The organism is Halomonas sp. HP20-15, from assembly GCF_033446685.1.
GTDB lineage: Bacteria > Pseudomonadota > Gammaproteobacteria > Pseudomonadales > Halomonadaceae > Modicisalibacter.
On sequence record NZ_JAWQLY010000022.1, the window covers coordinates 1 to 12,004 of the forward strand.

Annotated in this window: 7 protein-coding genes and 1 tRNA gene; 4 read left to right on the forward strand and 4 right to left on the reverse strand. The window is 65.1% G+C overall.

Going from position 1 to position 12,004, the window contains the following annotated elements; translation table 11 throughout:
- Positions 1–76: transfer RNA gene (locus R6258_RS18305), tRNA-Asn, on the forward strand.
- A 114-nt stretch (positions 77–190) separates the two neighbouring features.
- Here R6258_RS18305 and folK read toward each other — a convergent pair.
- Positions 191–628: a 2-amino-4-hydroxy-6-hydroxymethyldihydropteridine diphosphokinase gene (folK, locus tag R6258_RS18310; protein ID WP_318453318.1), complete on the reverse strand. Its 438-nt coding sequence runs from the start codon at positions 626–628 to the stop codon at positions 191–193.
- Positions 629–823: 195 nt separating this feature from the next.
- Here folK and folE point away from each other — a divergent pair, with 195 nt between their 5' ends.
- The gene (gene folE / locus R6258_RS18315; protein WP_318453320.1) at positions 824–1,426 is read left to right on the forward strand and encodes a GTP cyclohydrolase I FolE; all 603 of its coding nucleotides are present in this window, start codon (positions 824–826) and stop codon (positions 1,424–1,426) included.
- 59 nt (positions 1,427–1,485) lie between these two features.
- Here the strand turns inward: folE and ligB are convergent, their stop codons facing one another.
- Together ligB and R6258_RS18325 are read right to left on the reverse strand one after the other, a co-directional pair.
- Positions 1,486–3,219, reverse strand: a complete 1,734-nt coding sequence (gene ligB, locus R6258_RS18320) for an NAD-dependent DNA ligase LigB (protein ID WP_318453322.1) — start codon at positions 3,217–3,219, stop codon at positions 1,486–1,488.
- Between the two features lie 98 nt (positions 3,220–3,317).
- On the reverse strand, positions 3,318–5,387 hold the full coding sequence (locus R6258_RS18325) for a carboxy terminal-processing peptidase (RefSeq protein WP_318453324.1): 2,070 nt from the start codon (positions 5,385–5,387) through the stop codon (positions 3,318–3,320).
- Positions 5,388–5,516: 129 nt separating this feature from the next.
- Here R6258_RS18325 and R6258_RS18330 point away from each other — a divergent pair, with 129 nt between their 5' ends.
- Positions 5,517–6,815, forward strand: a complete 1,299-nt coding sequence (locus tag R6258_RS18330; protein ID WP_318453326.1) for a M18 family aminopeptidase — start codon at positions 5,517–5,519, stop codon at positions 6,813–6,815.
- Between the two features lie 106 nt (positions 6,816–6,921).
- Here the strand turns inward: R6258_RS18330 and rne are convergent, their stop codons facing one another.
- Entirely contained in the window at positions 6,922–10,308 is a 3,387-nt protein-coding gene (rne, locus tag R6258_RS18335; protein WP_318453328.1) for a ribonuclease E, read from the reverse strand.
- A gap of 714 nt (positions 10,309–11,022) precedes the next feature.
- On the opposite strand from rne, the gene R6258_RS18340 reads away from it, so the two are divergent.
- Positions 11,023–11,979: an RluA family pseudouridine synthase gene (locus R6258_RS18340; protein ID WP_318453330.1), complete on the forward strand. Its 957-nt coding sequence runs from the start codon at positions 11,023–11,025 to the stop codon at positions 11,977–11,979.
- Positions 11,980–12,004 lie beyond the last annotated feature (25 nt).

Here is a 12,004-nt window from a genome sequence, read left to right on the forward strand (position 1 = left end):
TCCCCGATAGCTCAGTTGGTAGAGCAAATGACTGTTAATCATTGGGTCGCAGGTTCGAGTCCTGCTCGGGGAGCCAATCGCGCCGGTGCGATCTGTCGATCGGCCATAGCCGATATTTCCTTTCCGTTTGTCTTCCCGTTTTCCCCTTGCCAGAGAAGCCTTCGCCCCTCATAAGCGGGCGCGATCACGGCTATCGCCGAGTCGCTGCATGGTCGTCTTCGCTGCGCTCCAGGGTCATATGTGTCTGGGCCAATAGTTCGTCGACAGGTATTCGTACGTAGTCCTGATCCAGGCCGCTGGCATCGACGACCCGGCCGTCCCACGCCACGATATCCAGGTCGATGGTTCGAGGCCCCGATTTTATCGGCCCGCGAATCCGGCCCAGACGATCCTCGATGCGTTTGAGATAGGCGCGGAAACTTACGCAATCGAGCGTCGTGACGACCAGCAGGGCGCCATTGAGAAAGTTGGCCTGGTCCTGATAGCCCACCGGCTTCGTTTCGATGATCGTCGAGCTGGCGATCAGGTGATTTTCCCTGGCTAGAATGGCTTTCGCCTGTTCGATATTGCACTGCGGATCGATATTGGATCCCACGGAAATTAGACACTGATGTTCGGTTGGCTGCATGGCGGTCCCTTTGCGTTGCCCGACTAGCTGACTGCGTAGCGGGGTAGCGTGTCAAGCGCTCGAGCTTGGCGCGCGTCGGACGCTGCAACCATGATATGCTTTTGCGGCTACGACCGGCCCGCTTGCCGCCGCAGTCGCCGCGGAATATCTAGCAGGACCGGCACTTGAACTTGTTTGATCCAATGAGGGATTGGAATGTCAACGAATCCTCCCAGTCGCGCAGCGGCGGAACAAGCCGTACGCACTTTGATTCAATGGGCCGGTGACGATCCCGATAGAGAGGGGTTGCTGGATACTCCGTCGCGGGTCGTGCGTGCTTACGAAGAGTTTTTTGCCGGCTATAACGCCGATCCGACAGCGATTCTCGAACGTACCTTCTCGGAAGTCGAAGGCTACGACGAGATGATCGTGATGAACGACATTCGTTTCGAAAGTCACTGCGAACATCACATGGCGCCGATTATCGGCAAGGCGCATATCGGTTATATCCCCGATCGTCGCGTGGTGGGCATTTCCAAGCTGGCGCGTCTGGTCGAGATCTATGCCAAGCGTCTGCAGATCCAGGAAAAGATGACCGTGCAGATCGCCGATACGCTGCATGACGTGTTGCGCCCGCTGGGTGTCGGCGTGGTCATCGAAGCCTCTCACCAGTGCATGACCACGCGCGGCATTCACAAGCCCGGTGCGGGTCTGGCGACCAGCCGCATGCTGGGCAGCTTCCGCAAGGATCCGGCGACGCGCCGTGAGTTTCTACGCATGCTGAGCCTCTCCGGCAGCGGCACGCTCGCCAACATCTAAAGCCCCCCGCAGCTAAGCATCACCTTCGTCGCCTGTCCGGAGCTATGTCGGACAGGAATTCAGGGCGTGAGGTGATGCTCCGCTACCAGACGCTCGAGCAGCGGTGCTGTCTGCGAACCGTGCAGGAAGCGCCAGAGCGCCTCGCTGCGTACCGGGCCGATGCCGTCGGCGCGCTGCCATTGGGCAATGGTTCGCTGTCTAAGCTCGGCGAGACTCATTGTTGGGCTGGCCTGCCTTAGCACCTCTTCATCGATCGGCGGTAATCCCAAGGCTTGAAGCCAGGCGATGGCTGGCCGTCGGTGCGTGTCTTCGAAGGTCTCTTGCCACTGTCTGGCACGCGCTTCGCCGACGCCCGGCAGCGCTTCCAGGGCCGCTCGATCGAGCGTCTGCCAGCCGAGCAGGTCATCGACCAGGCCGCTTTCGACCAACTGCAGCCAGGTGCCTTCGCCGATGCCGGCCATGTCGAGACCCTGGTCGCTCGACAGCCAGTCCAGCCGGGCGACGAACTGTTCCCGGCATCCCGGGCTCGGCGCCAGACAGCTCCACGGCCCGTAGTCGTCGGCCTCGGGGGCTTCGACCGCCGGGCGCGGCTGGCGCCTGAGCACCACGCCGTCGACCCGGGGAATGGTCAATCCCGCGAGCGCCACGCTGAGTTGATCGCCGGGACGCACGTCGAGTTCGCGCCAGCGCTCCAGCGAACCCAGGCTGACCCGACTCACCGTACGGTCGTTGAGCGTCACCGGCGCGAGCTCGGCGATCGGGGTGATGCGTCCGGTGCGACCCACCGAGAAATCGATGCCCTCGACCACGGCCAGGGTGCGGCGGGCGGGATACTTCCAGGCCAGCGCCCAGTCCGGCGGCTCGGGCTGCCAGGTCGCTGCGGCGGGGCGTCGGCTCTGGCGCAGCACGATACCGTCGCTGGCGAAGGGCAGGGGTGCGTTGAACCATGCCTGACGCTGGGCGGCGACGTCGGCGAGCGTATCGACCGGCAGTGAATAGGTCCGGACATCGCTAAAGCCCCAGGCGGCGAGTCGCTCGTTGCGGGCCGGCAGCTCGGCCGGGCCGTCCGGCCAGTCCCAGACGAACAGGCCGATCGAAGCCGCCGCGGATTTGTCCAATCGCTCGCGGGCCATCAGTCCGATGACGGCAGAACGTGCACCGTCGGTGCCGTCGCGTGCCTGCACATGACCGGGGCGCTTGGCATACAGCTCGCCCTGCAGCACCACCCGAACGGGTGCATCGCTCAGCCGCACGGGGATGGCCTCGATCAGCTTGGCCTGGGGAAGCCAGTTCTGCCCATGCACGCCATTGCCGCGGCTGATTGCCGCGCTGAGCGCGCCGTTTCGGTAAACTAGGGTGACCGCGACGCCATCGACCTTGGGCTGAATCCATAGCGAGCGATCGTCTCGCCCGGCCAGCCAGTTCGCCACGACCTGACGGGAATCGGCCTTGTTCAGGCCGGTCTGGACGATGGGATGAGCGACGAGGTGCCCCGTGGCGGGCGGCCGAGGGCGGTCCGCGGTTCCGTCGGCGGCCTGCCGCAGGCAGGTTTGCCAGGCGAGCTGACGCCGCTTTGCGGCATCGTAGACGCCATCTTCGACCAGTCGCTTGCCGTCCTGGTAGTAAGCCTCGTCCCAGCGCGCTAGGCGCGCCGACAACTGGGCAAGCGCCGCCTGGCGCTGCGCCGGATCGCCGGGCGGGCAGGCCGCCGCGTGGGGCTGAGCGCCGCCGAGCGCGAAGCCCAGGATGAGACCGGCACCCGCCAGTACGCGAACAGCGCTCTGAATCGACATACACCTCCTCCTCGAAGTCGGCCCGACGATTCGAGCGCACTATGGCGGATGATATCGCTGCGAAGCCCGCAGCGATTCAGCCCCTGGCTCCGGTAGCCTTAGCTGGCGCCGCTGAGCTGCGCATAATCGAGAACGATCTCGGAGCCCTCGATAACCTGGGCCCGGTCGACGGGGTCGGCCGCCTCTTCATCTTCGGCATTCTGCTGTGAAGCGGCGCTGTCACGGGTCTCCGCCCAATTATCCAGCGGTTCTAGTCCCAGCGCCCGGCGGCGACGGTTCTCGAGCGCCAGTTGCTCATTCTCCTGGGCATTCATTTCACGTTGGCGCTGCTCGCGGTTGAGGCTGATGGTGGTCTGCTGATCGCGAAGGGTCTTGAACAGCGCAGCCTGCTCTTCGAGGTAGGTGAAGTTGGGATCCTGTGCGACGCGTGTCTCATGGCGGGCCTTGAGGGTATCCAGGTAGCGTTGGGGATTCCCGTAATCGCGGTATTGTACGGCGCGGACGGTGTCCCAGGGCAGGGCGTTATCCAGAGTGCTTTCGCCGATCATGTCCGGGTCGACCAGACTGGGGAACGAGATATCCGGAGATACGCCGCGCAACTGGGTGCTTTCGCCCGAAACGCGGTAGAACTTCGCGCGGGTCAGTTTCACTTGGCCGTGGCTGAGATCGCTGAGGGTCTGGACGGTGCCCTTGCCGAAGGTCTGGCTGCCGATGATCAGGCCGCGGTCGTAATCCTGAATCGCACCGGCGAGAATCTCCGAGGCCGAGGCGGACAGGCGATTGACCAGTACGCCGAGCGGGCCGCTATAGGCGACCCCGCTGTCGGTATCGCCATACAGGCTGATGCGACCGCGGGCATCGCGGACCTGCACGGTCGGGCCGCGATCGATGAACAGGCCGATCAGCGAGTTGGCTTCCTGGAGCGCGCCGCCGCCATTGTTGCGCAGATCGAGCAGGATTCCCTCGACATCGGCGGCCTTGAGCTTGGCGATCTCCTTGGCGACATCGCGCGTCGAACTGCGATAATCATCTTCGCCGGCCTGCCAGGCATCGAAATCGACATAGAAAGTGGGAATGTCGATCACACCGATGCGGTGCTTGCCGTCCTCGCGGTCGACCTCGATGACTTCGCTGCTGGCCGCCTGGTCTTCCAGTTTCACGGTATCGCGCACGATCTTGACGACGTGCGAGCGGGTCACGTCGACCGCCTTGGCGGGAATGACGTCGAGTCGTACGGTGGTGCCCTTGGGCCCACGGATCAGCTCGACCACGTCATCCAGGCGCATGCCGACGACATTGACCATCTCGCCGCTCTCGCCCTGGCCGACGCCGACGATGCGGTCGGCCGGTTGCAGGACGCCGCCTTTGTCGGCCGGCCCGCCGGGTACCAGGCTCGAAACCTTGACGTATTCGCCTTCGGTCTGGAGCAGCGCGCCGATGCCTTCCAATGACAGGCGCATCTGGATGTCGAAGGATTCTCCCTGGCGTGGCGAGAAATATTCGGTATGCGGATCGACGGTGCCGGTGACGGCGGCCATGAACAGTTCGAAGACATCCTCGGGATTGGTCTGGCGCAGCCGCGAGAGCTGTCCCTCGTAGCGATCCACGAGCGTGTCTCTGATCTCCTGCTTCGACTGATCGCTGAGCGACAGCGACAGGGCGGCATTTTTCAGGCGCTTGTGCCACAACCGGTCGAGTGCTTCCTGACTGCCGGCCCAGGGCTCGCCCTGGCGATCGATCACCAATCGCTCGTTACTGGTGTAATCGAAATCGAGGCCGTTCTCGAGTTGAGCCAGCAACCATTCGAGGCGCGCTTCCAGGCGCGACTGATAACGTTCGTAAAGCGCGTAGACCCGTTCGAGCCGGCCTTCATTAACCGCTTCGTCGATGGAGCCGCGCAGATCATCGAAGGCCGCGATATCGCGTTTGAGCAGGTAGGCGCGCTGTGGGTCGAGCACGTCCAGCAGGCGGTCGAAGGCGCGCTGCGACCAGGCATCATCGAGTTTGACGTCGGCATAATGTCCATAGTTCAGCGATTCGGCGACCTCAACCGCGGCCTGCCGCTGGGCATCCGTGGGGCTCGGGCTCGGGCCGGCGAATGCCGGTACACTCAACGCGATCAGTAAGCAAAGGACCCATACGCGCTGAATGGCTGCAGTCAGGCTCATTAATGAAGCACTCCCGGTTTCATGTACACTCTATTCCCTAGGTGACCGGCGCGAGCGAGGCTGGCACGAGCCGATTCGGCATTGTAGCAGCCTGTGTCGCCATACACAGACCCCAAGATGAGGATCAGCATGCCCCAAGACCCGACCCTGGAACGCCTCCTGACATTCTTGCAGCGCTCCCCGACACCTTGGCATGCCACGGCCAACATGGCGCGACGCCTCGAGCAGGCCGGCTATCGGCGGCTGGACGAGACCCAGGCGTGGACGCTGTCCCCGGGCGATCGTGTTTATGTAACCCGCAATGACTCCTCGCTGATCGCCCTGCAATTGCCGGCCGGCAAGCTGGAAGCGCTGCGCATGATCGGCGCGCACACCGACAGCCCCGGGCTGCGCCTGAAGCCCAATGCGACGCAGGCCAACCGCGGCTGGCTGCAGCTTGGAGTCGAGGTCTACGGCGGCGCGCTGCTGGCTCCCTGGTTCGACCGTGACCTGGGGTTGGCCGGTCGCGTGCATCTGCGCCGCGCCGATGGTCGCACCCAGGGTGTGTTGATCAACATCGACCGCGCCATCGCGACGATTCCCAACCTGGCGATTCATCTCGACCGGGAAGCCAACAATGGCCGTGTCCTCAACGCCCAGACCCAGATGGCGCCGGTCTTGTGGCAGGGCGGCGGCGAGACCGGCTTCGAGGGGCTGCTCAAGCGCTGGCTCTATGAGCAGCACGATCTCGAGGATGTCGAGGTGCTGGCGTTCGAATTGTGTCTCTACGATGTGCAGGGCGCGAGTCGCGTGGGCATCGACGGCGAGTTGATCGCCAGTGCGCGGCTCGACAACCTGTTGTCATGCTTCTGTGGCGTCGAGGCGTTGCTCAACGGCGACGGTTCCCAGGGCGCGCTGCTGGTGGCCAACGACCATGAGGAGGTCGGCAGCGCCAGTGCCAGCGGCGCTCAGGGGCCCTTTCTCGGCGATGTGTTGCGCCGGGTCAATGCGCAATGTGGCGATGCCGGCGAGGAGGGTTTTGCTCGGCTGGTCCAGGCCTCGCGACTGATCTCCTGCGATAACGCCCATGCGCTGCACCCCAACTTCCCCGATAAGCACGATGCCGGGCATGGGCCGACGATCAACGGCGGGCCGGTCATCAAGGTCAACGCCAATCAGCGCTATGCGACGACCAGCGAGACGGCGGCACTGTTCCGCGAGTTGTGCCGTGAAGCGGGGGTGCCGGTGCAGACCTTCGCGTCGCGCGCCGACATGGCTTGTGGCAGCACCATCGGCCCGCTCACCGCCGCCGAGTTGGGGGTGCCGACCCTTGACGTGGGGGTACCGCAATGGGCGATGCACTCGATCCGCGAGACGGCCGGCAGCCATGACATCAATTACCTGATCCGCGCGCTGACGACGTTCGTCGATCGCCGTACGCTGCGCTGATGGCCTGATTCGCGCGGCGCGCGGTAGAGGATGACACGAAAAAGCCCGCGACCTGATCGGTCGCGGGCTTTTTGCAGGCTCGGCGCCTGACGGCGCCGGATGGGGCTTAGTGGCTGTCTTCGGTCTGGCCACTTTCATGGCGGCGCTTGACGCGCGGGTCGTTGTGGGCACGACGGCGCTGACGGCGACGCGCAGCGCGCTCGTCGGCTTCGGCGTTGTCAGTGGTCTCGCCACTGGAAGCCTGGTGCTGATCGGTCGCGTTGGCGTCGGTCCGCGCCGTTTGCTCAGGCGCCTGGCGAGTGTCCTCCTCGGTAGCTGCCTGCGTGTCGTCAGTCTTCGCCGCTTCATCCTGATCGGCTGTGGCCGGGATCGCTGCAGCCTTCTCGACGGTCGGTGTTGCCGCTTCTGACTGTGCGGTGTCGTGCCGGGGGGCATCGTCATCGGCACTGGGCGTCGCTGCGGCCGTCTGCAGCTCGTCGGCTTGCGCAGCGTCTGCGGCCGAAACACCGACCTTTGACGTGGTCTGCGTCGGTTCGTCGGTCACTGGCGGTTCCGGACTTTCGCTCGGCGTGTCAGCCGAGGCGGCAGAACGCTCGGGGGCCTCGTCGGCCACAGGCTGGGCTTGCGCGGCGGGTACATTCTCCCCTTGCCCGGCGTCGGCCGGGGCTGGCGTCGCGTCGCGCTCGTCGGGGCTTGCGGCGTTCGGCTCGCCGGCGACCTCAGGCGTCTCGGTTTGCGACGAGCGCTGTGCGCGCCGGGATTTCGCACGCTTGGGTTCGGCCTTGGCAGCGTCGCTTCCAGCCTCGTCCACTCGGGCGGATTCCGGGGCGTTGCCGGTATCGGCGCTCGTGGTTGCCGGCGACTCGGTGCTGGTCTGATCACCGGCAGCCTGCTTTTCAGCTTCGGGCTGCACGTCTTTCGACTCGGCGTCCGTGCGCGGCGATGTCGCTTGCTCGGCGGTCTCGGCACTTGCCTGTGAGGCCGCCTGAGCCTCGTTGCCGACCTGATTCGCTGCCATGGCGTCGGCTGGCGAGGCTGCCTGCGCCTGAATCGCCTCGTCCGTGCCGTGCGATTGCTCGGCTTCGGCCTGCAGCCGCTCCTGCTCGGCGATCGCGGCCGGATTCAGGGCGTGCTTGCGGCTGCGCTGGCGCGGGTTGTTGCGGGTGCGCTTGGGCGTGCCGTCAGCCTCGGGCTTGTCCGCGCCTTCCGCGCTGCTGCGCTTGTCGTTAGCCGGCTTGCCAGCGTCGCCCGGTTGGTCACTGTGGTTCGGCTTGTCGGCATTGCCGCGCTTGCTGCTGTCCTCGGCGGCCTTGGCGGGCTTGGTATTATCGCGGCCCTTGGCCTCGCCCTGTTTGGCATCGCTCGGCTTGTCGCCGCGTGAGCGGTCGCCCTTGGCATCGCTTTTGCGCTTGTTGTCGGGCTTGTCGCTACGCCGTGAGCCGGGCTCGTCTGCCCCCGTGCGCTCCTGACGCGCGGCGGGCCTGCGGTTGCCGTTTCTGCCGGCATTGGCGCTGCGCTCGTTGCCGCTGTCAGCTGCAGAAGCGCTGGTACCGCTCTTGTCGGTGCGCGCATCGTTGCGATTGTCGCTGCCTTCCGGGCGGCGCCGGCGATTGCCGTTGCTACGGCGCTGGTTACGCGCATCGACGTCGTTGGCGCTCGTTTCGCTGCGTGATTGAGCGGCGCTCTTGTCGGGACGAGTTTCGGAGCGTGCTTCGCGGCCGGCCGCGGCGGCTTCTTCTTCGGAAGTGCCGATCAGCTTGCCGAGGCCCTTGAAGAGACGCGACACGAGTCCCGCCGGGGGAGTCGCGACGGGCGCCGTCGGAGTCGCCGGTGCCGGGCTGGGGGTGGCAGCGTCGGTCTCCAGCGGTTGCTGAAGCGAGGAGGGCGCCGGGGCGGTATGCGCCACGGACTTGACGGCCGCCTCGGTACGCTGGACGGGCTTGGCGAGCGACAAGTCGGGCTCCTTGCCGACTTCGGTCTCGGTGGAGAGCTCGAAGCTCGACTTGGCCTCATCGTCGTCGTCGAGATGATCGTCGCGCAGGCGCTGGACATCGTAGTGCGGGGTGTCCATGTCCGGGCTAGGCAGCAGTACGACCTTGACCTCCTGGCGCCGCTCGATGTCGGCGAGGGTGCTGCGCTTTTCGTTGAGCAGATAGGTGGCGACCGGGACCGGCAGAATTGCGCGGATCTGCGCACTGCGCTCCTTCATCGCCTCCTCCTCGATCAGACGCATGATCGAGAGCGACATCGAGCGCACATCGCGAATGGTACCCTGGCCGTCGCAGCGCGGGCAGACCACGCCGCTGGTTTCGCCCAGCGATGGGCGCAGACGCTGACGCGACATCTCCATCAGGCCGAAGCGCGAGATGCGGCCGATCTGCACGCGAGCGCGGTCGAGCTTGAGGGCGTCGCGCATGCGGTTCTCGACTTCGCGCTGGTTGCGCGCGGGCCCCATGTCGATGAAGTCGATGACCACCAGGCCGCCGATGTCGCGCAGGCGCAACTGGCGAGCGATCTCGTCGGCGGCCTCGGAATTGGTCTGCAGCGCGGTTTCTTCGATGTCGCTGCCGCGGGTGGCACGTGCCGAGTTGATGTCGATGGAAACCAGCGCCTCGGTATGGTCGATGACCACCGAGCCGCCCGATGGCAACTTGACCTCACGCTGATAGGCGGTCTCGATCTGGCTTTCGATCTGGAAGCGCGAGAACAGCGGCACGTCGTCGGCGTAGAGCTTGATCTTCTGCTGGTAGGAGGGCATCACCTGGCGAATGAACCCGAGCGCCTCCTGATGGATCTCGGGGCTGTCGATCAGCACCTCGCCGATGTCCTGGCGCAGGTAGTCGCGCATGGCGCGGATGATGACGTTGGACTCTCGATAGATCAGGAAGGGGGCGGAGCGCTTGACGGCCTCTTCGGTGATCGCTTCCCAGACCTGGACCAGGTAGTCGAGGTCCCATTGCAACTCCTCGGCGCTGCGTCCGATGCCCGCGGTGCGCACGATCACGCCCATCTTGTCGGGCAGCGTGAGATGCGCCATGGCGTCCTTGAGCTGGGTGCGCTCCTCGCCCTCGATGCGACGCGAGATACCCCCGGCGCGCGGGTTGTTCGGCATCAGCACCAAGAATCGCCCGGCCAGGCTGATGAAGGTGGTCAGCGCAGCGCCCTTGTTGCCGCGCTCCTCCTTGTCGACCTGGACGATGACTTCCTGGCCTTCCTTGATCACCTCCTTGATGTTGGGGCGACCGGACGGCTCCTTGCTGAAGTACTCGCGGGAAATTTCCTTGAGCGGCAGGAAGCCGTGACGCTCGGCGCCGAAATCGACGAAGGCGGCCTCCAGGGAGGGTTCTACGCGGGTGATCTTGCCGCGATAGATGTTGGCTTTCTTCTGTTCTCGGGCGCCGGATTCGATATCCAGATCGTACAGGCGTTGTCCATCGACAAGCGCGACGCGCAGCTCTTCGGGCTGGGTCGCATTGATGAGCATCCGTTTCATGTTGTCTCGCTAGTTGGCTCGCACCGGTAGGCGGGCCTGGGGACAACGCTGCTGCAATGTCGGTGTGGATCGGGTGCGGCGCGCCGGGCGCCGGGAGGAGGTTGGTAGGCTCCTTGCCTCGGCGTGGTACGCGGCGCACCGTCTCCACACGTCTATCTGACCAGCGATTCCTTGTGCGTCGGCGACGGCGAATCGCTTTTTGCTCGTGCTGTGCTCAGCGCATGTCGAGTGTGCGTCGTCAGCGACGATAAAAACGCGTCGCTGCAAGATCATGTTGAGTACGCGGCGGCGACAGGACATGTCTCGGTGGGTAATTGATGCTTCCCGTCCGGCCCTGCGGACAACCGCCAGACACCTGGCATTGTTCGATTCGCCGACGCCGGCCTCCGGCACGGTGTTGGTAATCCCCGTGGCGCGCGGCCGCCCCAATCTTGGTGGGATCGACCCGGGCTCGGGCGTGGCGTCGTCTTTTCACTTTTCACTGCTTGGCGGAAGGCATGGCCTTGTCGCCGTGTTTGTCGCTCCGGCCTGCGTGTGGGTCGTGCAGGCGCTAAAAACAGGCCTGACAGCCTATTCGAGCGATTTTGGAATATAACAGTAAAGCGACAGAGCAGCAATTGGCCCTGAGCCGGTGTCGTTGGGTTAGAATGGCGGTTTTGCGGCGGGTCGTGTGATAGCCGGCCGGCCATGGTTGGCGACGAAATAGGGGGCCGAATGGCCGAAGGGCGTGACATTCAATGGGTCGAGATAACCGCGGCCCACGCGGGACAGCGCATCGACAATTTCCTGCACACGCGCCTCAAGGGGGTCCCGCGCACCTTGGTCTACCGCATCGTTCGCAAGGGCGAGGTGCGGGTCAACAAGAAACGCATCAAGGCCGACTATCGCCTGGCCGAGGGCGACCTGGTACGTATTCCGCCCTTGCGCATGGCGCCGGAGGAGGCGGTGCGCGAGGTCAGCGAAAACCTGCGCAACCTGCTGGCCGGCAGTGTGCTCGTCGAGGGGCCTGACTGGCTGGTGATCAACAAGCCATCGGGGCTCCCGGTCCACGGTGGCAGCGGGGTCAAGATCGGCTTGATCGAGGCGTTGCGCCAGGTGCGCGACGATCTCGAGTTCCTCGAATTGGTCCACCGCCTCGATCGCGACACCTCCGGCTGCCTGCTGTTGGCCAAGTCGCGTCCGGCGCTGCTCACGCTCAATGCGGCGCTCAAGCAGCACAAGATGGACAAGCGCTATCTGGCGCTGGTACAGGGGCGCTGGCCGGTGCGGCGCGATTTCGTCAGCGCCCGTCTCGACCGGTTCGACGCCGGTAACGGCGAGCGGCGGGTGCGGGTCGATCCCGACGGCAAGGTCGCGCGCACGCGCTTCGCGGTGCAAGAGGCGCTGCCGGGCGTGACGCTGATCGAGGCCGAGCCGGTGACCGGGCGCACCCACCAGATTCGCGTGCATGCCGCGCACGCCGGTTTCCCGCTGCTCGGCGACGACAAGTACGGCAGTCGCCAGAGTCATCGGTTGGCGGCCCGGCTGGGGCTCGAGAGGCTGTTTCTGCATGCCGCCTCGCTGGAATTTCCCGAGCCCAACAGCGGCCGCCCGGTACGCATCCGTGCGCCGCTCGGCGAGGATCTCGAAAACGTGCTCATCCGGGCGCGCGCCCAAGCCGACGACCGCTGAGCGACGAGCAAGAGCGGGGAGGAGA